The sequence below is a fragment of the Arenimonas sp. SCN 70-307 genome (genome assembly GCF_001724815.1).
Classification (GTDB): domain Bacteria; phylum Pseudomonadota; class Gammaproteobacteria; order Xanthomonadales; family Xanthomonadaceae; genus Arenimonas.
Genome location: NZ_MEDO01000023.1, coordinates 12670 through 33882 on the forward strand (window position 1 = coordinate 12670; position 21213 = coordinate 33882).

21 protein-coding genes are annotated in these 21213 nt (G+C 71.4%); 11 read left to right on the forward strand and 10 right to left on the reverse strand.

Going from position 1 to position 21213, the window contains the following annotated elements; translation table 11 throughout:
* The first annotated feature begins 6 nt into the window (after positions 1-6).
* Positions 7-237, forward strand: coding sequence for a twin transmembrane helix small protein (locus ABS41_RS11860; protein WP_290594834.1), 231 nt, complete (start codon positions 7-9; stop codon positions 235-237).
* Positions 238-291: 54 nt separating this feature from the next.
* Here the strand turns inward: ABS41_RS11860 and ABS41_RS11865 are convergent, their stop codons facing one another.
* From ABS41_RS11865 to ABS41_RS11890, 6 genes are read right to left on the reverse strand one after another with little or no spacing between them, the layout of a single operon-like run.
* The gene (locus ABS41_RS11865; RefSeq protein ID WP_290594835.1) at positions 292-1170 is read right to left on the reverse strand and encodes a cytochrome c oxidase subunit 3; all 879 of its coding nucleotides are present in this window, start codon (positions 1168-1170) and stop codon (positions 292-294) included.
* Positions 1171-1202: 32 nt separating this feature from the next.
* Positions 1203-1784 (reverse strand): cytochrome c oxidase assembly protein, encoded by a 582-nt coding sequence (locus tag ABS41_RS11870; protein ID WP_290594836.1) that lies wholly within the window; start codon positions 1782-1784, stop codon positions 1203-1205.
* On the reverse strand, positions 1781-1909 hold the full coding sequence (locus tag ABS41_RS11875) for a hypothetical protein (protein ID WP_290594837.1): 129 nt from the start codon (positions 1907-1909) through the stop codon (positions 1781-1783). The genes ABS41_RS11870 and ABS41_RS11875 overlap by 4 nt, the downstream gene beginning before the upstream one ends.
* 45 nt (positions 1910-1954) lie before the next feature.
* Positions 1955-3580 carry a cytochrome c oxidase subunit I gene (gene ctaD / locus ABS41_RS11880; RefSeq protein ID WP_290594838.1) on the reverse strand — a complete coding sequence of 542 codons (1626 nt, stop codon included), beginning with the start codon at positions 3578-3580 and terminating at the stop codon, positions 1955-1957.
* 26 nt (positions 3581-3606) lie between these two features.
* Positions 3607-4491, reverse strand: coding sequence for a cytochrome c oxidase subunit II (gene coxB, locus ABS41_RS11885; RefSeq protein WP_290594839.1), 885 nt, complete (start codon positions 4489-4491; stop codon positions 3607-3609).
* Between the two features lie 6 nt (positions 4492-4497).
* On the reverse strand, positions 4498-5007 hold the full coding sequence (locus ABS41_RS11890; protein WP_290594840.1) for a DUF2244 domain-containing protein: 510 nt from the start codon (positions 5005-5007) through the stop codon (positions 4498-4500).
* Between the two features lie 178 nt (positions 5008-5185).
* Between ABS41_RS11890 and putA the strand changes: the two genes are divergently transcribed.
* Entirely contained in the window at positions 5186-8341 is a 3156-nt protein-coding gene (gene putA, locus ABS41_RS11895; RefSeq protein ID WP_290594841.1) for a bifunctional proline dehydrogenase/L-glutamate gamma-semialdehyde dehydrogenase PutA, read from the forward strand.
* Between the two features lie 44 nt (positions 8342-8385).
* Here the strand turns inward: putA and ABS41_RS11900 are convergent, their stop codons facing one another.
* Positions 8386-8997, reverse strand: a complete 612-nt coding sequence (locus tag ABS41_RS11900; protein ID WP_290594842.1) for a hypothetical protein — start codon at positions 8995-8997, stop codon at positions 8386-8388.
* Positions 8998-9197: 200 nt separating this feature from the next.
* Here ABS41_RS11900 and ABS41_RS11905 point away from each other — a divergent pair, with 200 nt between their 5' ends.
* From ABS41_RS11905 to ABS41_RS11935, 7 genes are read left to right on the forward strand one after another with little or no spacing between them, the layout of a single operon-like run.
* Positions 9198-10811 carry an ExeA family protein gene (locus ABS41_RS11905; protein WP_290594843.1) on the forward strand — a complete coding sequence of 538 codons (1614 nt, stop codon included), beginning with the start codon at positions 9198-9200 and terminating at the stop codon, positions 10809-10811.
* Positions 10811-11536, forward strand: a complete 726-nt coding sequence (locus ABS41_RS11910) for a general secretion pathway protein GspB (RefSeq protein ID WP_290594844.1) — start codon at positions 10811-10813, stop codon at positions 11534-11536. Before ABS41_RS11905 ends, ABS41_RS11910 begins: the two co-directional genes overlap by 1 nt.
* Before the next feature lie 2 nt (positions 11537-11538).
* On the forward strand, positions 11539-12216 hold the full coding sequence (locus ABS41_RS11915; RefSeq protein ID WP_290594845.1) for a rhomboid family intramembrane serine protease: 678 nt from the start codon (positions 11539-11541) through the stop codon (positions 12214-12216).
* A 23-nt stretch (positions 12217-12239) separates the two neighbouring features.
* Positions 12240-12563 (forward strand): DUF1820 family protein, encoded by a 324-nt coding sequence (locus tag ABS41_RS11920; protein ID WP_290594846.1) that lies wholly within the window; start codon positions 12240-12242, stop codon positions 12561-12563.
* A 5-nt stretch (positions 12564-12568) separates the two neighbouring features.
* Positions 12569-13072, forward strand: a complete 504-nt coding sequence (locus tag ABS41_RS11925; protein WP_290594847.1) for a hypothetical protein — start codon at positions 12569-12571, stop codon at positions 13070-13072.
* An 11-nt stretch (positions 13073-13083) separates the two neighbouring features.
* The gene (locus ABS41_RS11930; RefSeq protein ID WP_290594848.1) at positions 13084-13503 is read left to right on the forward strand and encodes an MAPEG family protein; all 420 of its coding nucleotides are present in this window, start codon (positions 13084-13086) and stop codon (positions 13501-13503) included.
* On the forward strand, positions 13500-14360 hold the full coding sequence (locus ABS41_RS11935; protein ID WP_290594849.1) for an EamA family transporter: 861 nt from the start codon (positions 13500-13502) through the stop codon (positions 14358-14360). The genes ABS41_RS11930 and ABS41_RS11935 overlap by 4 nt, the downstream gene beginning before the upstream one ends.
* 20 nt (positions 14361-14380) lie before the next feature.
* On the opposite strand, the gene ABS41_RS11940 is transcribed toward ABS41_RS11935, so the two are convergent.
* Genes ABS41_RS11940 through gpmI form a run of 3 tightly spaced genes read right to left on the reverse strand, consistent with a single transcriptional unit; the run spans position 14381 to position 18382 of the window.
* Positions 14381-15646 (reverse strand): S41 family peptidase, encoded by a 1266-nt coding sequence (locus ABS41_RS11940; RefSeq protein WP_290594850.1) that lies wholly within the window; start codon positions 15644-15646, stop codon positions 14381-14383.
* Positions 15647-15695: 49 nt separating this feature from the next.
* Positions 15696-16850 carry a peptidoglycan DD-metalloendopeptidase family protein gene (locus ABS41_RS11945; RefSeq protein ID WP_290594851.1) on the reverse strand — a complete coding sequence of 385 codons (1155 nt, stop codon included), beginning with the start codon at positions 16848-16850 and terminating at the stop codon, positions 15696-15698.
* The gene (gpmI, locus tag ABS41_RS11950) at positions 16847-18382 is read right to left on the reverse strand and encodes a 2,3-bisphosphoglycerate-independent phosphoglycerate mutase (RefSeq protein ID WP_290594852.1); all 1536 of its coding nucleotides are present in this window, start codon (positions 18380-18382) and stop codon (positions 16847-16849) included. Before gpmI ends, ABS41_RS11945 begins: the two co-directional genes overlap by 4 nt.
* Positions 18383-18505: 123 nt before the next feature.
* Here gpmI and ABS41_RS11955 point away from each other — a divergent pair, with 123 nt between their 5' ends.
* A complete protein-coding gene (locus tag ABS41_RS11955) occupies positions 18506-19225 on the forward strand; it encodes a hypothetical protein (RefSeq protein ID WP_290594853.1) in 720 nt (239 codons plus the stop codon).
* A 141-nt stretch (positions 19226-19366) separates the two neighbouring features.
* Positions 19367-21064, forward strand: a complete 1698-nt coding sequence (locus ABS41_RS11960; protein ID WP_290594854.1) for a M28 family metallopeptidase — start codon at positions 19367-19369, stop codon at positions 21062-21064.
* Positions 21065-21213: the final 149 nt, after the last annotated feature.

Consider the following 21213-nt stretch of genomic DNA (forward strand, 5'->3'; position numbering starts at 1 on the left):
CCTTCCATGAGCAGCGAGCTGAAAACCCTGGTCGTCATCGGATTCTTCCTCTTCATCCTCTGGAACCTCGGTGCCGGCCTCTACTACATGATGGTGGACAAGGGCCGCACCACCCGCACGGTGAAGTCGCTGACCTGGCGCATCGGTTTGTCGGTGGCGCTGATCGTGCTGGTGATCATCGGCATCGCCGCCGGCGTGATCGAACCGCACGGCATCGGCCGCAACCCGAATCCCTGAAAACATCGGGCCGGCTGACGCCGGCCCGATGTGTGTTTCGGAGGGCCCGGTTCGTCAGAGCACGTAGACGAACAGGAACAGGCCCAGCCAGACCACGTCCACGAAGTGCCAGTACCAGGCCACGGCTTCGAAACCGAAGTGGTGGTCGGGGCTGAAGTGGCCCTTCATGCAGCGCAGCCAGATGATGATCAGCATCACCGTGCCCAGGAACACGTGCAGGCCGTGGAAGCCGGTGAGCATGAAGAAGGTCGAGCCGTAGATGCCCGAGCCGAGCGTCAGGCCCAGGTCCTGGTAGGCGTGGTAGTACTCGTAGCCCTGCACCACCATGAAGACCAGGCCCAGCGCGATGGTCGCGCCCAGCCAGAACACCAGCTTGCCGCGCTGGTTGGCCTTGATGGCATGGTGGGCGATGGTGATGGTGACGCCCGAGGTGAGCAGCAGCAGCGTGTTCACCAGCGGCAGGCCCCAGGCCGGGATGGTCTGGAAGCTGCCGCCGATGTCGCCCGGGCCGTTGCTCGGCCAGCCGGCGCTGAAGCCCTGCCAGATGAACTGGTTGGTCAGCGCGCCGTCGCCCACGCCCGACAGCCACGGCAGCGCGAACTGGCGCACGTAGAACAGGGCGCCGAAGAAGGCGGCGAAGAACATCACCTCGGAGAAGATGAACCACATCATTCCCATGCGGAACGAGGTGTCCACCTGCGCGTTGTACTTGCCCGACACCGACTCGGCGATGACGTTGCCGAACCAGCCGAACAGCACGGCCAGCGTGCCCAGCAGGCCGACGTAGAACACCGGCTGGCCCCAGGCGTGGCCGTTGAACCAGTTCGCCACGCCCACCATGGTGATGAACAGGGTGATCGAACCAACGAACGGCCACGGGCTGTGGTGCGGGACGTAGTAGACGTTCGGATCGTCGTGGGTGCTGCTTGCCATGGTGTTCCCCAGTATTGCTGTTGGGCCTCGCGTCACGGCGCCGTGCGCGCGGCGGCGCCCGCGTGGGCGCCCCCGGCGAGGCGGGCCGTGGCCACGTCGTTGTTGTAGAAGGTGTACGACAGCGTGAGCGTCTGCACGTTGGCCGGCAGCGCCGGGTCGACGATGAAACGCACCGGCATCAGGCGCTCCTCGCCCGCGGCCAGCAGCTGCTCGGTGAAGCAGAAGCACTCGGTCTTGTTGAAGAAGGTGGAGGCCGTGGACGGCGCCACCGAGGGCGCGGCGTTGCCGACGATGGCCTGGTCGCCCACGTTGCGGGCGATGTAGTTCATCTCGTACACCTGGCCCGGGCGCACCTGCATGCTCAGCTGCGTGGGCTTGAACTCCCAGGGCAACTTCGAGTTCACGGTGGCGTCGAACTCGACGGTGACCGAGCGGTTCTGGTCCACCACCAGGCCGGCCACGCGCGCTTCGCCGGCCGGGCCCTGCTCGAGCTTGATGCCGAAGACCTTCTCGCAGGCGATGTAGTACAGCGGCACCATGCCGAAGGTGAACAGGAAGGCGCCGACGGACACCAGCGCGGCGGTCTTGAGCGTGGCGGTCGAGGAAGGCTTCATGGCAGCACCGCGGAAAGCATGAAGGCGACGTAGATGCCGACCGCCACGAACGCGACGGCCCAGGCCGTGCGGCGGATGCCGCGGCGGCGTGCTTGGTCGGTCTTGTTGGCGGTGGGCTGGGTCATGTCGTCTGGATTGCGGCGCCCCGCGAAGGGCGCCGCGCCGTTACGTCAGTGGGTGACGTCGCCGTGGGCGAGGTCGCCGTCCTTGATCTTGGGCGGCAGGGTGAAGGTGTGGTGCGGCGCCGGCGACGGCACGGTCCACTCCAGGCCCTTGGCGCCTTCCCACGAGCGCGCTTCGGCCTTGACGCCGCCGCGGGCCGTCTTCCAGACGATGTAGGCGAACAGCAGCTGGCTGAAGCCGAAGCCGAAGCCGCCGATGGTCGACCACATGTTGAAGTCGGCGAAGGCGACGTTGTAGTCCGGCACGCGGCGCTGCATGCCCGCCAGGCCCAGGAAGTGCTGCGGGAAGAACAGCAGGTTCACGAAGATCGTGGACAGCCAGAAGTGCCACTTGCCCAGGGTCTCGTCGACCATGTGGCCGGTCCACTTCGGCAGCCAGTAGTACACGCCGGCCATGATGCCGTAGACGGCGCCGGTCACCAGCACGTAGTGGAAGTGCGCCACCACGAAGTAGGTGTCGTGGTACTGGAAGTCGGCCGGGACGATGGCCAGCATCAGGCCCGAGAAGCCGCCGATGGTGAACATCACCACGAAGCCCAGGGCGAACAGCATCGGGGTCTCGAAGGTCAGCGAGCCGCGCCACATGGTGGTGACCCAGTTGAAGACCTTCACGCCGGTGGGGATGGCGATCAGCATCGTGGCGTACATGAAGTACAGCTCGCCGCCGAGCGGCATGCCCACGGTGAACATGTGGTGGGCCCAGACGATGAACGACAGGAAGGCGATCGACGCGGTGGCGTACACCATGGCCTGGTAGCCGAACAGCGGCTTGCGGGCGAAGGTCGGGATGATCTCCGACACGATGCCGAAGGCCGGCAGGATCATGATGTAGACCTCGGGGTGCCCGAAGAACCAGAAGATGTGCTGGTACATCACCGGGTCACCGCCGCCGGCGGCGTTGAAGAAGCTGGTTTCGAAGAACTTGTCGGTCAGCAGCATGGTGACCGCGCCGGCCAGCACCGGCATCACCGCGATCAGCAGGAAGGCGGTGATCAGCCAGGTCCACACGAACACCGGCATCTTGAGCAGGTCCACGCCCGGGGCGCGCATGTTGAGCACGGTGGCGATGATGTTGATCGCGCCCATGATCGAGCTGATGCCCATCAGGTGGATGGCGAAGATGGTGAAGGCCGTGCTGTTGCCGCCCTGCAGCGACAGCGGCGGGTACAGGGTCCAGCCGCCGGCCGGGCCGCCGCCGCCGATGCCGAAGAACAGCTGCAGGATCAGCGGCATCAGCAGCAGGGTGAAGGCGAACGGCATGATCCAGAAGGACCAGTTGTTCATGCGCGGCAGCGCCATGTCCGGCGCGCCGATCTGCAGCGGGATCATCCAGTTGGCCAGGCCCACGAAGGCCGGCATGACCGCGCCGAAGATCATCACCAGCGCGTGCATGGTGGTCATCTGGTTGAAGAACTCGGGCTCGACCAGCTGCAGGCCGGGCTGGAAGAGCTCGGCGCGGATCACCAGCGCCATCGCGCCGCCGATGAAGAACATCACCAGCGAGAACACCAGGTACAGCGTGCCGATGTCCTTGTGGTTGGTCGAGTAGAACCAACGCTGGAAGAAGCTCTGCTTGTGCTCGCCATGGTCGGCGTGGGCGTCAACGTGTGCCATTTCTCGTGCCTCTCTCAGGGTTCTGCTCAGCCTTCGCCGCCGGCGGTGGCCGGGGCGGTGGCGGCGATGCGGGCGGCCTCGGCCAGGTCGCCGGCCTTCTGCGCGGCCAGCCAGGCTTCGTACTCGGCGCGCGGCACGGCCTTCACCACGATCGGCATGAAGCCGTGGTCCTTGCCGCACAGCTCGGCGCAAACGCCGCGGTAGGTGCCCGGCTCGCGGATCTCGGTCCAGGCCTCGTTGATGATTCCGGGGATGGCGTCCTGCTTCCAGCCCAGCGCCGGCACCCACCAGGCGTGGATCACGTCGTCGGCGGTGAACACGAGGCGGATCTTGGTGTCGGTCGGCAGCACCAGCGGGTTGTCGACGTCACGCAGGTAGTGCGGGTTGGCGTTCGGGTCCGGGCGGATGCCGGCCTGGCGGATGCGGTCGGACTCGCGGTCGAGGCGGGAGATGAAGTTCACGTCCTCGCCGACGATCTCGTAGCGCCACATCCACTGGTAGCCGGTGACCTTGACGGTCATCTCGTGGCCCTTGGCGTCGTACTGCTCGATCACCTTCAGGGTGGCCGGCACGGCCATCACCACCAGGATGAGGATGGGCACCACGGTCCAGATGACCTCGAGCTTGGTGGAGTGGGTGAACTCCACGTCCGGCTTGGCGCCCTTGGACTTGCGGAACTTCACCATCGCGTAGCCCATCGCGCCGAACACCACCACGCCGATGGCCACGCAGATCCAGAGCATCAGCATGTGCATGTCGTAGGCGTTCTCCGCGGTGCGGGTGACGCCCTGCGGCATGTTCAGCTGCCAACGCACGGGCTCGCTGTCGGCCCAGGCCGGGATACTCGCCAGGGCGGCCAGCAGGCCGGTGGCGGCCTTGGCGACGATGGCGTTTGCTTTCTTCGCATTCATCCGAACTTACCCCAACGTGTGGTCTTGGTCCCGGCCGCGGCCCGAGGCCGCCGCCAGCAATTCTTTCAACCGTGCCGCGAGTTCCAGGCGCTCCCCCGGTGGGAGGAAGGCCCCGACCTCGACCTGCCGGCCCTGGGAGCCCAACAGTACCCGCTCCCGGCCCTCGCCGCCGTCCAGCGAAACCCGCACCCAGTAGGGGTGGGCCTCGAAGGCCGGCCCGTCCTGGGCCGAGCGCCGCACTTCCAGGCGCCGCGCGTCGAGCGCGATCACCTCGAAGCGTTCGCCCTGGCGCCACACCCATCGCAACACCACGGCGATGAAGGCGGCGTCCAACAGCGCGAACACCGGGGCAAGCACGTTGCCCTGGTGCCACCAGGCGAAGCAGGCCACCGTGAAGGTGGCCAGCGACAGGGCCACGAACAACCCGGTGAACTGGCTCGCCGTCATGGCGCGCCGGGGCCGGAGCACCAGACGGGCCCCGGGCCCTGCAGGCGCCGAAACATCGAGCTCGATCACGCGGATTCTCCGCGACCAGCTAGAACCGGGGGATTTTACCGACCCGCGCGATGGGGGGGCAAGCCAAAGCCCGGCCCGCGCCAGCGTGGAAAGTGAAGGCCCGTGGCTTCCGCGCCCCCCGGCGCGGCCTTAGAATCCGCGTTCTCGCGCGCCCCGCGCCCGCCCCGCCTGGACCCCCGTGACCCCGATCCTGAGCCCTGAACTGCCCGGCGCGCCCTCGGAGCTGCGCGCCCGGATCACCGCGGCCTACCACCGCGACGAGGCCGAGCACCTGGCCGAACTGCTCGAACAGGCCCGCCTGCCGGCCGACCAGCAGGCCCGGGTGCAGGCCACGGCCGAGGCCCTGGTGGGCCGCACCCGCATCCGCGCCGCCGACCCGGGCATGGTCGAGGCCTTCATGCGCCAGTACGACCTCTCCAGCGAGGAAGGCGTGCTGCTGATGTGCGTGGCCGAGGCCCTGCTGCGCATCCCCGACCGCGCCACCGCCGACAAGCTCATCCGCGACAAGCTCGGCGACGCCGACTGGGACCGACACATGGGCCAGTCGAGCTCGGTGCTGGTCAACGCCTCCACCTGGGGCCTGATGCTGACCGGCCGCATGGTCAACCTGGCCGAGGAAACCCGCCGCAACGCCATCGGCGCCTTCCGCCGCCTGGTGGGCCGGGCCGGCGAGCCGGCCATCCGCCTGGCCGTGCGCCAGGCCATGAAGATCATGGGCCACCAGTTCGTCATGGGCCGCACGATCGCCGAGGCGCTCGAGCGCAGCCGCAAGGGCGAGCAGGCCAAGTACCTGTATTCGTTCGACATGCTGGGCGAGGCGGCCTTCACCCAGGCCGACGCCGACCGCTATTTCCGCGCCTACCGCGACGCCATCGGCGCGATCGGCGCCGGCGGCCCCTTCCCGGACGTGTTCGCCGCGCCCTCGATCTCGGTCAAGCTCTCGGCCCTGCACCCGCGCTACGAGCTGGCCAAGCGCGCCCGCGTGCAGGCCGAACTCACCCCGCGCGTGCTCGAGCTGGCCAGGCTGGCCAAGTCGCACGGCATCGGTTTCACCATCGACGCCGAGGAGTCCGAGCGGCTCGAGCTGAGCCTGGACGTGATCGCCGGCGCTTTCGCCGATCCGACCCTGGACGGCTGGGAGGGCTACGGCCTGGCCGTGCAGGCCTACCAGAAGCGCGCGCCCTTCGTGATCGACTTCCTGGCCGACCTGGCCCGCAAGACCGGCCGCCGCATGCCGATGCGCCTGGTGAAGGGCGCCTACTGGGACAGCGAGGTCAAGAAGGCCCAGGCCGAGGGTTACCACGGCTACCCGGTGTTCACCCGCAAGGCCAACACCGACGTGAGCTACCTGGCCTGCGCGCGCCGCATGCTGGCGGCCAGCGACGCCATCTACCCGATGTTCGCCACGCACAATGCGCAGACCATCGCGGCGATCCATCACTACGCCGCCGGTGCGCGCTTCGAGTTCCAGAAGCTGCACGGCATGGGCGACGATCTTTATGCCGAGGTGATTCCGGCGGACAGGCTGGGCGTGCCCTGCCGCGTGTACGCGCCGGTGGGCTCGCATGAGGACCTGCTGCCCTACCTGGTGCGCCGCCTGCTCGAGAACGGCGCCAATTCCAGCTTCGTCAACCGCATCACCGACGAATCGCTGCCGGCCGCCGAACTGGTGGCCGACCCGGTGGCCACCGTCGCCGGCTACGCCAGCAAGCCGCACACCCGCATCCCCCTGCCGCGCGACCTCTACCAGGCCGCCGGCGAAGACAGGACCAACTCCATGGGCGCCAACCTCGCCAACGACGACACCCTCGCCACCCTCGCGCGCGACATCAACGCCGCGCTCAAGCCGGTTTCGGCCACGCCGCTGGTGCCGGGCGCCAGCGCCTCGGGCGCGCCGGTGGCGGTGAGCAACCCGGCCGACCGCCGCGAGCGCGTGGGCGAATACCTGCCCGCCGACGCCGCGATGGTGGACAAGGCCATCGCCAATGCCGTGGCCGCGCAGCCGGGCTGGGACGCGATGCCCGCCGCCAGCCGCGCGCTGGTGCTCGAGCACGCCGCCAACCTGATGGAGCAGCGCCTGCCGCAGTACATCGCCATCTGCGTCAAGGAAGCCGGCAAGTCGCTGGCGGCCTCGGTGGCCGAGGTACGCGAGGCGGTCGACTTCCTGCGCTACTACGCCATGCAGGCGCGCAAGCTGCTGGCCCAGCCCGAGAAGCTGCCCGGCCCCACCGGCGAATCGAACGAGCTGTGGCTGCACGGCCGCGGCGTGTTCGTCTGCATCAGCCCGTGGAATTTCCCGCTGGCCATCTACATCGGCCAGGTGGCCGCGGCCCTCGCCGCCGGCAACAGCGTGCTGGCCAAGCCGGCCGAGCAGACGACGCTCACGGCGTTCCTGGCCACCCAGCTGCTGCATGAGGCCGGCGTGCCCAAGGACGTGCTGCAGCTGCTGCCGGGCGACGGCGCCACCGTCGGCGCCGCGCTCACCCGCGACCCGCGCGTGGCCGGCGTGTGCTTCACCGGCTCGACCGAAACCGCCTGGGCGATCAACCGCGCCCTGGCCGCGCGCAACGCGCCCATCGCCACGCTCATCGCCGAGACCGGCGGCCAGAACGCGCTGATCGCCGACTCCTCGGCCCTGCCCGAGCAGCTGGTGAAGGACGCGATGACCTCTGCCTTCGACTCGGCCGGCCAGCGCTGCTCGGCGGCGCGCGTGCTGTTCGTGCAGGCCGACATCGCCGACAAGGTGATCGGCATGCTCGCCGGCGCGATGGACGAGCTGACCGTGGGCGACCCGGCCCTGCTGAGCACCGACGTCGGCCCGGTGATCGACGAGGACGCCCGCAAGGTGCTCGCCGACCACGCCGCGCGCATGGACAAGGAGGCCAGGCTGATCAAGGAAGTGAAGCTGCCGGCCTCGGCCGAACACGGCTGCTTCTTCGCGCCGCGCGCCTACGAACTCAACTCGCTCTCGCAGCTCACCCGCGAGGTGTTCGGCCCGGTGCTGCACGTCATCCGCTACCAGGCCGACCAGCTCGACCAGGTGCTGGCCGACATCAACGCCACGGGCTACGGCCTGACCCTCGGCATCCACTCGCGCATCGACGCCACGGTCGAGAAGATCGCCCGCACCGTGCGCGTGGGCAACTGCTACGTCAACCGCAACCAGGTCGGCGCGGTGGTGGGCGTGCAGCCCTTCGGCGGCGAGGGCCTGAGCGGCACCGGCCCCAAGGCCGGCGGCCCGCACTACCTGCTGCGCTTCGTCTCCGAGCGCACGCTCACCGTCAACACCACCGCGGCCGGCGGCAACGCCTCGCTGCTCACGCTCGACGACTGAGCCTGCACACCGGCCCTCCCGTCGCCGGGAGGGCCGCGCCGGCCTCAGAACGGCCGGGTGTGCACTTCATACCCGCACCAGCACGAGGAACCCACCCCGCACTCGCCCGGGGTGTAGAAGCCCGTCATGCCGTCCTGGCTGCACTCCCAGGTGCAGTTGGCGCGCGCCAGCCGCTCGGCGTTGGCGCAGACATCGCCCAGGGTCCAGATGCCTTCCGCGTTGCTCCACACCGGCTGGTCCTCCGGATCCGGCGGCGGCTCGAAGGGGCCGCCCGAGGCCAGGAAACGCCTGCCCGGCAGGTCCACGCCCCGCTCGCGGAACATCGACACCATGCGGCGGGTGAGTTCGAGCTCGCCTTCGGTGGGCAGCCGCTTCGACGCCGGCACGTGCTGCACCAGGCCGCCGGGCAGGCGCAGCACCACGTCGCCGCCGCTGCGCAGCTCGGCTTCGGTGCGCCGGCCCAGGCTGTCCTCCCACACCAGGTGGGTGCTGCCATCGGGCGTGAAGCGCGTGGCCTCGGGCAGCGCGGTGCTGAAGTGCAGCATGCACCGCAGGGGCCCCTCGGTGTCCTCGATGGGCCCGGGCGTGGGCGCCGCGCGGGCCACGACCGGGCCGGCCAGCAGGGCCGCCGCCGCGACCAGGATGATTGCTTTCATGGCTGTTCCTCCTGCGCCGGGATGGCGCCCGCACAGGCTCGCCGGCGCGCGCGCCGGGCGGGTCAGCGCTAATCCTGCCGGCCGGTAGGCACGGCCCGCGGGCGCGGCGAGGAAAGCCGCCCGCCGCACGCAGGAAAGATGCGGTTCCAGCGTCCGCCGAAGGCGTGGCATTCTGGACGCCCTTACCCGCCGGACCGCGCATGTACCTCGGGCACTACGGCCTGGACGAGCCGCCGTTCTCGATCACCCCGGACCCGCGCTTCGTCTTCCTGGGCGAGCGCCACCGGGACGCGCTCGCGCACCTGCTGTTCGGCGTCGGCCAGGGCGGCAGCGGCGGTTTCGTGCAGCTCACCGGCGAAGTCGGCACCGGCAAGACCACGCTCTGCCGCCTGCTGCTCGAACAGCTGCCGGAAAACGTGCGCGTGGCGCTGGTGCTCAACCCGCGCCTGAGCCCGGTGGAGCTGCTCGAGACGATCTGCGAAGAGCTGCGCATCGACACCACCGGCCGCAAGGGCAGCCTCAAGGGCCTGGTGGACGCGCTCAACCACTACCTGCTCGACGCCTATGCGCAGGGCCTGCGCGTGGTGCTGATCATCGACGAGGCGCAGAACCTCAGCGCCGAGGCGCTCGAGCAGGTGCGCCTGCTCACCAACCTCGAGACGCCGACCCAGAAGCTGCTGCAGATCCTGCTGCTGGGCCAGCCCGAGCTGCGCGAGCTGCTGGCGCGCGAGGACCTGCGCCAGCTGTCGCAGCGCGTCACCGCGCGCTTCCACCTCACGCCGATGGACGCAGCCGAAACCGAGGCCTACCTGCGGCACCGGTTCGCGGTCGCCGGCGGCAAGCGTTTTCCCTTCACCAAGCTGGCGGTCAAGCGCATCCACCACCACTCGGGCGGCGTGCCGCGGCTGGTGAACATCATCGCCGAGCGCGCGCTGCTGGCCGGTTATGCGCACGACGAAGCCCAGATCGGCGAGCGCTGGGTGGACCGCGCCGCGCGCGAGGCGCTGGCGCCGCGGCTGTCGAAGCTGCCGCGCCCGGACCTGGCCTGGGTCGTGGCCGGCGTGCTGGCCCTGGTCGTGCTGCTGCTGGCACTGCGCGATCGGCCGGTGCCGCCGCCGGCGACGGCGGAAGCGCCCGAGGCGGGCAGCACCGACGCGCCCGCGCCCGAGCCGGCCGTGCCCTACCTGCCCGGCGGCGAACTGGCGGCGCGCGTGCGCCTGGCCGGCGCGTCGTCCGAACCGGCCTGGGGCCAGCTGCTGGGCCTGTGGACCGTGCGTGCGCAGGAAGCCACGGTGGACCAGGCGCAGGCCTGCCCGCCGTCGCTGGCGCCCGGCCTGTATTGCCTGCGCGGCCGCGCCACGCTGGGCAAGCTCGCGGCGCTGGGTCGCCCGGCCCTGCTGCGCCTGCAAACCGCCGAGGGCGAGACCTGGGCCGTGCTGCTTGGCGCCGACGCGGTGCGCGTGCGCCTGTGGCTGGGCGGCGGCCGCTTCGACACCGACCGCCTGGCTTTCGAACGCGCCTGGCGCGGCGAGTACGCCGCGCTCTGGCGTGGCCCCGATTTCCTGCTGCCCGCTCCGGTGCCCGGCGCCAGCGGCCCGGCCGTGGACTGGATCCACGACCGCCTGCGCGACCGCGCCGGCCTGCAGTCGCCCGATGCCGGCCCGGCCGTGTTCGACGCGGCCAGCGTGGCCGCGGTGCGCCGCCTGCAGGAAGCCAACGGCCTGGCCGCCGACGGCGTGGTCGGCCCGGAAACCCTGCTGGCGCTGGCGGCCCGCGAAAACGAGGGCCCGCGCCTGCGCCGGGTGCTGGACTGATGTCGCTGATCCTCGAAGCGCTGAAGAAATCCGAAGCCGAGCGCCAGCGCGGGCAGGCGCCCGGGCTGTTCGTCGAACAGGCGCCGCTGGCGCGCGCGCGCCGCGAGGGTGCGCCGGCGTGGGCGTTTGCGCTGGGGGCGCTGTTGCTGGTGGTGCTGGCGGTGTTTGGCTGGCGGGAGTGGCAGCGCGTCGATGTCGTGACGCCCTCTCCCCAGCCCTCTCCCGCCAGCGGGAGAGGGAGCGAAGCGGCGGTTCCCCCTCCCACCTCCGTGGGAGAGGGCCGGGGAGAGGGGGCGGTCGTCCGTGCCGAGCCGCCCGCGCCCGTGCCGATGCCCTCTCCCCAGCCCTCTCCCGCCAGCGGGAGAGGGAGCCAATCGGCGGTTCCCCCGCCTGCGGGAGAGCGAAGCGAAGCGGCAGTTCCCCCGCTTGCGATTGAGGGAAGCGAAACGGCAGTTCCCCCTCTCCCGCCTGCGGGAGAGGGCCGGGGAGAGGGCAGCATCCCGCGCCTGGCCGACCTCGCCGCCGGCGAACGCGCCGCGCTGCCGCCGCTCAAGCTCACCATGCACGTCTTCGCCGACGACCCGGCGGCGCGCTTCGTCATCCTCGACGGCCGCCGCCTCGGCGAGGGCGCGATGGTGGCCGACGGCGTCGTGCTGCGCGGCATCGACCGCGACGGCGTGGTGATCGAGGCCCAGGGCCGCGCGCTGCGCCTGCCGAGGCCCTGAACGTGTTCGTGAACCTGCCCACGCGGCGCAAGTCGCACTGGCGCTGGGCCACGCCGCTGCTGGCGGCGCTGATGGTGGGCGCCTACATCTGGATCGCGCTGCTCGCCGACGACGCCGCCTGGCGCGCCACCCTGCTGCGCTGGGGCACCATCTCCGGCAGCGTCACCGAATGGCGCGCCGCGCTGCGCGACGAACGCCTGCTCACCCTGCTCAGCGCGCTCTTCATCCACGCCGGGCCGGTCCACCTGGCCGGCAACCTGCTCTTCCTGCTCATCTTCGGCCTGCCCGCCGAGCGGGTGATGGGCCCCTGGCGCTACCTGCTGCTCTTCCTCGCCGGCGGCGCCCTGGCCAACCTCGCCGCCGCGCTGCTGATGGGCGACCCGGCGCGCGCCATCATCGGTGCCAGCGGCGGCGTGTCGGCGGTGATCGGCGCCTACCTGGCACTCTTCCCCACCGCGCGCCTGGGCGTGGTGGTGCCGCTGGGCCTGTGGCTGGAATTCATCAAGCTGCCGGCGGCACTGCTGATCGGCCTGTGGGCGGTGCTGCAGCTGGTCTTCACCTTCGTCGGCCCCAGCTTCGGCGCCGTGGCCTGGTGGGCGCACCTGGCCGGCTTCGGCGTGGGCCTGGTGTACGCGCTGGCGCTCAAGCCCGCGCTGGCGCGGCGTTCACGCGGCCAGTAAAGCCGGGAATATAATCGCGGGCCATGAACCAGCGCATCCTCTACAAGGTCACGTTCCTCAACGCCGGCAAGGTGTACGAGATCTACGCGCGCCGCGTGGCGGCCAGCTCGCTGTGGGGCTTCACCGAAGTGTCGGACCTGGTGTTCGACGCCAAGGAAGGCGTGGTGGTCGACCCCACCGAAGAGCGCCTGCGCGATGAGTTCGCCGACACCCGCGTGCTGCACCTGCCGATGCAGAGCGTCGTGCGCGTCGAGGAAGTCGACCGCAAGGGCCAGCTGAGCATCCGCGACGCCAGCACCGGCGAGAAGGTGGTCACGCCCTTCCCGCTGCCGGCCAAGCCGCGCTGAACCCCGTGTCCGCCGACGGGTCGCTGGCGGACCGGATCGCGGATTTCCTGCGGGACGCCGGCATCCGGGTGCGCGAGGCGCCGGTGCCCGACGACGCCTTCCTGCCGGGCGTGCAGGTGCAGGCCGGCGAGATCATCTTCGACCGTGCGCGCCTGGCCTGGCCCGGCGACCTGCTGCACGAAGCCGGCCACATCGCCGTCACGCCCGCCGCGCGCCGCCACGAACTGCCGGCGCTGCTCGACGGCCATCCGATCAACGCCCCCGGCGGCGAGATCGAAGCCACTGCCTGGGCCTACGCGGCCTGCGTGCACCTGGGCCTGCCGGCCTCGGTGCTGTTCCACCCCGGCGGCTACCACGGCCGCTCGGAGTCGCTGGTGATGACCTACTCGCTCGGCGTCCACCCCGGCAGCGCCGGCCTGGCCGCCCACGGCCTCACCCTCGTCGGCGAACAGGCGCGCGAGCGCGGCCTGCCGCCCTACCCCCACATGCTGCGCTGGCTGCGCGACTGAGAGAGACCGCCATGACCCTGACCGCCGTCGTCCTGCTGGGCTACATCGCCTGGACCCTGCTCCTGCTGCTGGTGATGGAGCTCATGCGCACCGGCCTGGTGCTCAGCGGGCGCCGCCGCGCCGACAGCTTCCGCCCCGACGGCAGCGACGGCACGCCCTTCGCGCAGCGGCTGGCCCGGGCGCACGCCAACTGCCTCGAGGGTTTCCCGGTGTTCGGCGGCCTGATGCTGGTGGCGTTGCTGGCCAGCCTGCACACCGTCACCGACCCGCTGGCGCCCTGGCTGCTGGCCGCGCGCGTGGCGCAGTCCAGCGTGCACCTGGCCTCGACCGGCGCCACCGCCGTGACCGTGCGCTTCGGCTTCTTCGCGGTGCAGCTGGGCATCGCCAGCTGGTGGTGCGTCCGCCTGCTCGGGGCCTGGGCCGGCGCGTGAGCGCGGCGCGTTCGCCGCTGGCGCTGGCCGCGCTGGTGGCGCTGGCGCTGGCGGCTTTCGCAGGCAATTCGCTGCTCGCGCGCGTGGCGCTGCGCGACGGCGGCATGGACGCGGCCAGCTTCACGGCCCTCCGCCTGGTGTCCGGCGCGCTGGTGCTGTGGGCGCTGGTGTCGCTGCGGCGCGCGCCCGCGGCCCGCGGCAGCGGCGACTGGATTTCGGCATTGGCGTTGTTCGCCTACGCGGCGCTGTTTTCGCTGGCGTACGTGCAGCTCGAGGCTGGCGCCGGCGCGCTGCTGCTGTTCGGCGCGGTGCAGGCGACGATGATCGGCCGCGGCCTGGCCGCGGGCGAACGACTGGCGCGGTGGCAGTGGCTGGGCCTGCTGGTGGCGCTGGCCGGCCTGGTGGGTTTGCTGCTCCCGGGGCTGTCGGCACCGCCGCCGCTGCCCTCGTTGCTGATGCTGGGCGCGGGCGTCGCCTGGGGCGCGTACTCGCTGCGCGGACGCGGCGCCCTCGATCCGCTGCGCACCACCGCCGGCAACTTCCTGCGCACGCTGCCGATGGCCGCGCTGTTCCTGCTTGCGCTGCTCTCGCAGCTCCAGGTCGACACGCCCGGATTGCTCGCGGCGCTGGCCTCGGGTGCCTTGGCTTCGGGGGTTGGCTATGCGATCTGGTACACCGCCCTGCCCTCGCTGCGCCGCGCCTCGGCCGCGACGCTGCAGCTCGCGGTGCCGCTGATCGTTGCCGTGGCCGGCGTGCTCTGGCTGGGCGAACCGGCCACGCTGCGCCTGCTGCTGGCTGGCGCGGCCATCCTGGGCGGCGTGGCGCTGGTGCTGCGGGCCGGCAAGCCGGCGACCTGACCGCTCGGGATAAGCCGCGGCTAGAAGCGCCGGCGCGAGCGCGCGGTGGCGGTGCCGGCCTTGAGCGCGTCGAGCGCGCGGGCGATGGCGGCGTCGCCTTCGATCAGCTCGCCGGTGCTGTCGTCGTCGCCGCCCTCGGCGGCCAGGTGGCCGGCGAGGTCGCTCTCGCGCAGCGAGCGCGCCGCGGCGCCGCGCAGCACGATGTCGGGGCGGATGCCGCGGGCCTGGATCGATTCGCCGCTGGGCGTGTAGTAGCGCGCGGTGGTGAGCTTGATCGAATCGCCGTTGTCGAGCGGCACCACCGTCTGCACCGAGCCCTTGCCGTAGGTGCGCGAACCCATCACCGAGGCGCGGCCATGGTCGCGCAGCGCGCCGGCCAGCACTTCGGCGGCGCTGGCGGTGCCGGTGTCGACCAGCACCACCACCGGCGCGCCCTGCAGCAGGTCGCCGGGGCGGGCATGGAAACTGGCGTTCGAATACGCGAGGCGGCCCTTGGTGCGCACGATCAGGCCGCCCTCGAGCAGCGCGTCGGCGGCCTCGACCGCCGCGCTGAGCAGGCCGCCCGGGTTCGAGCGCAGGTCGAGCACCAGGCCGCGCAGCGGCGCCTCGCCGTCGCGGGTGAGCGCGCGCAGCTGCCGGCGCAGCGCCGGGCCGGTGTCGGCCTGGAAGGTGCTGATGCGCAGGTAACCGTAACCCGGCTCGAGCAGCTTGCTGGCCACCGAGGCCACGCGGATGGTCTCGCGCGTGATTTCGACATCGAAGGCCTCCGGCTCGCCGGTGCGCTCGATGGTCACCACCACCGTGGTGCCGGCGTCGCCGCGCAGCGCGTGGTGCGGGTTGGGGTTGGACAGCAGCGGCTCGCCGTCGATGGCGGTGATGATGTCGCCGGCACGCAGGCCGGCGCGGTGCGCGGGCGTGCCGTCGATGGGCGCGACCACGCGCAGGGTGTCGTCGGGGCGGCGCTCGGTTTCCACGCCGATGCCCACGTACTCGCCCTCGGTGTCGGCGACCAGCGCTTCGGCTTCGTCCTTGTCGAGGTAGGCGCTGTGCGGATCGAGGTCGGAAAGCAGGCCGCGCAGCGAGGCCTTCATCAGCGCCTCGTCGTCCACGTCCTCGACGTAGGCGTCCTTGACCGCGTTGAACACCGACACGTAGCGGCGGATCTCGGCCAGCGGCACCTCGGCCGGCGCCGTCTCCGCCACCACCGGGTCGCTGGCGTCCACCGGCGCCGGCGATTGGGCCAGGGCCAGGGACGGAAACAGCAGCAGGGCGGGCAGCAGGCGCATCGTCTGATTATGCGCCTGAAGGCGCTCCTACGGGCCAGGATCCGTGCGATCAGGGGCGCAGCCAGGGCTTGGGGTCCTGCGGCTGGCCGTTGCGGCGCAGCTCGAAATACAGGGCCGGGCGCCCCTGGCCGCCGGAGCTGCCGACGGTGGCCAGCGGGTCGCCGGCGCGCACCCAGTCGCCGGCGTCCTTGAGCAGGGCGTCGTTGAAGGCGTACAGGCTCATCCAGCCGTCGCCGTGGTCGACGATGGTCAGCAGGCCGTAGCCCTTGAGCCAGTCGGAAAACGCCACCCGGCCGGGGGCCACGGCGCGGACCTCGGCACCGGCGGTGCCGGCGATCAGCAGCCCATCGCTGCCCCGGCCGTCGGGCAGGCGGCCGCCGAAGGCCGCCAGCACCGTGCCCGCGAGCGGCTTGCCGAGCTGGCCGCGGCGGCTGGCGAAGGGGCGGTTGTCGTCCACCTGGCGCGGGATGTCGGCCACGGCGTCGCGCAGCTGCTCGAGCAGCCTGACCACGCCGGCCTCGTCCTTGCCCAGCGCCGCCAGCCGCGCGGCGCGGTCCTTGAAGCCGGCCTCCAGCGTGGCCAGCAAGGTGGCGCGCTCGCCGCGCTGGGTCTCGAGCGCGGCCAGGTCGGCCTGCTGGCGGGCGCGTGCGGCTTCGAGCACCTCGCGCTGGTCCTGGATTTGCCGGGCGACGGCGGCCAGCGCACGCAGCTCTTCGATCAGGCCGGCGATGCGCTCCTGGCGGTCGGCCTGGAAATAGCGGTGGTAGGCCAGCACGCGGGCCAGGTCGGCCGCGCGGTCCTGGGCCAGCAGCAGCTTGAGCTGTTCGTGCCGGCCCAGCGCATAGGCCGAGCGCACCAGCGCCGACAGCGCCTCGCGCTGGCCCGACAGGCCGGCCTCGAGCTCGCCCTGCTGCGACTGCAGCTGCTGCAGTTCGGTTTCGGTGGTGGCGATGCCGGCCTCGGTGCGTCGCAGCGCGCGCACCGCTTCGCCGACCTTGGCGTCGGCGGCACGCAGCTCGCGGCTGGCGGCGCCGCGCTCGCCCTCGAGCGCGCGCTGCTCGGCGGTGATGTCGCGGATCTGCTTGCGCAGCTGCTCGAGCCGCTGCTGCGCGGCGGCCTCCTTCTTCGCGCGGTCGGCGTCCTGGGCCGCGGCGGGCGCGGCCAGCGCGCCCAGGCAAAGCGCCAGCGCGAAGGCGCGGATCAAGCCAGCGCCACCAGCGGGCGGCCGGTCATCTCGGCCGGCTGCGGCAGTCCGAGCAGGGCCAGCATCGTCGGCGCGATGTCGCGCAGGGCGCCGCCGGCGCGCAGCGTGGCGGCGCGGCCGCAGTAGACGAAGGGCACCGGGCCGACGGTGTGCGAGGTGTGCGGCTGGCCGGTTTCCGGGTCGCGCATCATCTCGAGGTTGCCGTGGTCGGCGGTGACGATCATCTCGCCGCCCACTTCGGCCAGCGCCGCGCGGATCGCGCCCAGGGCGTGGTCCACCGCCTCGGCCGCCTTCACCGCCGCGGCCAGCACGCCGGTGTGGCCGACCATGTCGGGGTTGGCGATGTTGCAGATGATCACGTCGTGCCGGCGCGCGCGGATGTCGTCGGTCAGGCGTGCGGTCAGCTGCGGCAGGCTCATCTCCGGCTGCAGGTCGTAGGTGGCGACCTTGGGCGAGGGCACCAGCGCGCGCTCCTCGCCCTCGACCAGCGGCTCCCTGCCGCCGCTCATGAAGAAGGTGACGTGGGCGTACTTCTCGGTTTCGGCGATGCGCAGCTGGCTCAGGCCGTTCGCCGCCAGCACTTCGCCCAGGGTGTTGCGCAGGTCTTCGGGCGCGAAGGCCACGGGCGCCGGCAGCTTCGCGTCGTACTCGGTGAGGCAGACGAATCGGCCAAGCCTGGGCACGCGGCGCGCGAAGCCGTCGAAGGCCGGGTCGGTGAAGGCGGCGGTGAGCTGGCGCGCGCGGTCGGCGCGGAAGTTCATGAACACCACCGCGTCGCCGTCGCGCATCGGGTGGTGGCCGCGGATGACGGTGGGCTGGACGAACTCGTCGTTCTCGCCGCGGCCATAGGCCGCCTGCAGGGCGGTGAGCGGGTCGGAGGCGGTGTCGTCGGCCTCGGCCTCGACGATGGCCTTCCAGGCGCGCTCCATGCGGTCCCAGCGCTTGTCGCGGTCCATGGCGAAGTAGCGGCCGCTGACGCTGGCCACGCGCACGTCGCCGTCGGCGCAGAGGGCATGCAGGGCCTGCAGGCTGGGCTCGGCCGAACGCGGCGGCATGTCGCGGCCGTCGAGGAAGGCGTGCACGGCGATGTCGGCCACGCCCTCGCGGCGGGCCAGCTCGACCATGGCGAAGACGTGGTTCTCGTGGCTGTGCACGCCGCCCGGCGAGAGCAGGCCGAACACGTGCAGGGTGCCGCCGGCGGCCTTGGCGGCCCGGCAGGCGGCGACGAGCTCGGGGTTGGCGAAAAAGCTGCCGTCTTCGATGGCCGCGTCGATGCGGGTCAGGTCCTGGTAGACGATGCGGCCGGCGCCGATGTTCATGTGGCCGACCTCGGAATTGCCCATCTGGCCGTCCGGCAGGCCGACGTGGCGGCCCTCGGTGTGCACCAGGGTGTGCGGGCATTCGGCCAGCAGGCGGCGCCAGTTGGGCAGCCGGGCCTGGGCCAGGGCGTTGTCGGCGGGGTCGTCCCGGTGGCCCCAGCCGTCGAGGATCAGCAGCAGCAGGGGCTTGGGGCGGTTCTGGGCGGAAGGCACGGCAGGCTCCGGGACGTGTGGCACGGGCGAATTGTAGCGGGCCGGGGCATCGTGGGTCCGTCGCGGCTTTAAACCCCCGGGCCAGCCGCCGCATCAGACCGGGACAACCCAAGGAGACCCGCCATGCGCATTCGCCCCCTCGCCCACGCCCTGCTGCTCTCGCTGGCCTTCGCCGGCGCGCCGGCGCTGGCCCAGGAGAACGTGGACAAGGTCTTCGGCGGCATCACCGCCGAGGCCGGCCGTGAGTACGGCACGCTTGAAACCGTCAACGGCGGCATCACCGTGCGCGCCGGCGCCACCGTGCGCAAGGCCAGCGCGGTCAACGGCGGCATCACCATCGGCCGCGACGCCCGCGTGGGCAGCGCAGAGACGGTGAACGGCGGCATCCGGCTGGCCGAGGGCGCGGTCGCGGGCGGCGTCGAGACGGTCAACGGCGGCATCCGCATCGACAAGCGGGCCGAGGTGGAGGACGACGTGGAACTGGTCAACGGCGGCATCACCGTGGACGACGAGGCGCGCATCGGCGGCGACCTGTCGAACGTCAACGGCGGCATCCGCCTGGGCCAGGCCGAGGTGGGCGGCTCGGTGACCACCACCAACGGCGACATCACCCTCGACGGCACGACGGTGCGCGGCGACCTGCGCGTGGAGAAGCCGACCGGCTGGTTCTCCGGCCGCAAGCGCCTGCCGCGGGTGGTGATCGGCGCCGGTTCGGTGGTCGAGGGCAACCTGGTGTTCGAGCGCGAGGTGGAGCTGTACGTGCACCCGGACGCCCGCGTGGGCAAGCAGCAGGGCACCGCGCCCCTCATGCTCGACCGCCCCGACGCCCCGCGCGCCGACTGAACCAGGCGAACCAGGTTCATTTTATCCAACCCGGTTCACCGGCCCGCACTGGCCCGCGGGCCGGTGAACCGGGTTGGATAAAATGAACCTGGTTCGATTGGGGCTAGAATCGGGGTTTCCGTTCAGCTGGAGACCCCACGAATGAAGCACACCCTGCTGTTTGCGGCCGCGGCGCTGGCGCTGTCGGCCTGCAGCCCGGCGCCTGAACCGGCGGCCGAGGCCCCGGTGGCCACCGCCGCCCCGTCGGCCGACCACGGCTTCGGCCCCGAGATCTCGGCCGAGGACTTCGCCGCCCACGTGCGCGTGATGTCGTCGGACGAGTTCGCCGGCCGCGCCCCGGGCACCATCGGCGAGCAGATGACCGCCGACTACCTGGTGTCGCAGTTCGAGCGCCTGGGCCTGCAGCCCGGCAACGGCGACAGCTGGTTCCAGGACGTGCCGATGGTCGCCACCACGGCCGACGAAGCCACCAGCAGCGCGAAGTTCGTGCTCGGCGGCAGCGACCGCGCCCTCGCCTTCGGCAGCGACATGGCCCTGGGCACCCGCACCGCGCAGGCCGAGGTTTCGGTGGACGCCAGCGAGCTGGTGTTCGTCGGCTACGGCGTGAACGCGCCGGAAGCGAACTGGAACGACTACGCGGGCCTGGACGTGAAGGGCAAGACCGTGGTCATGCTGGTCAACGACCCGGGCTTCCACGTCGGCGACGAGCAGCTCTTCAGCGGCAAGAAGATGACCTACTACGGCCGCTGGACCTACAAGTTCGAAGAGGCCGCCCGCCAGGGCGCCGCCGCCGCGCTGATCATCCACGACGACGCCGGCGCCGGTTACGGCTGGGACGTGGTCAAGAACAGCTGGTCGGGCGAACAGTACGACCTGCCGGCCAGCGCCGACCCGGAGCCGCGCCTGCCGATGCAGGGCTGGATCACCGGCGACGTGGCCAAGGAGCTGTTCGCGGCCGCCGGCCAGGACCTCGACGCGCTGCGCATCGCCGCCAACAAGCCCGGCTTCACCGCCGTGGCCCTGGGCGACGCCACCTTCACTGCCAAGCTCAACTCGAGCATCAAGGAAGCCAGCTCGCGCAACATCCTGGCCAAGATCCCCGGCAGCACCCGCCCGGACGAGGCCATCGTCTACACCGCGCACTGGGACCACCTGGGCACGCACGACGGCCCCGAGGGCGAGGACCACGTCTACAACGGCGCCATCGACAACGCCACCGGCGTGGCCGGCGTGCTCGAGATCGCCGAGGCCTTCACGGTGCAGAACCCGGCACCGGAGCGCAGCGTGGTGTTCCTGCTGGTGACGCTCGAGGAGTCGGGCCTGCTGGGCTCGAAGTACTACGCCGCCAACCCCGTCATCCCGCTCAAGGACACCGTCGCCGTGGTCAACCTCGACGCGATGAGCGTCGTCGGCCCGACCCGCGATTTCGTGGTGATCGGCCTGGGCAACAGCGAGCTCGACGACGTGCTGCGCCCGATCGCCGAGGCCCAGGGCCGCGTGCTGGTCGAGGAGGACGGCGTGGAAAAGGGCTTCTTCTTCCGCTCCGACCACTTCAGCTTCGCCAAGTTCGGCGTGCCGGCGCTGTATGCCAAGGGCGGCATCGACCACGTCGAGAAGGGCGTGGAGTACGGCCGCGAGATCCAGGCCCGGTACACCAACGTGGCCTACCACAAGCCCGCCGACGAGTTCGACCCGAACTGGGACCTGCGCGGCGTGGTGCAGGACCTGCAGGCGCTCTACGGCGTCGGCCGCGAACTGGCCGGCAACGAGGCCTGGCCGAACTACGTCGAGGGCAACGCCTTCAAGGCCGCCCGCGACGCCTCCCGCGCTGGCGAATAACTCCCGCCGCCGCAAGAGAAAAGGCCGCCCGCCCGGGCGGCCTTTTTTTTGGTTCTTCACCCAAGTCCGGGGAAGGCCGCCCGGATCTTCAAGAAGAAGTAGGCGTCATCGCGGTAGCCGTAGGCCACCCGTTTGATGACCTTGATCTT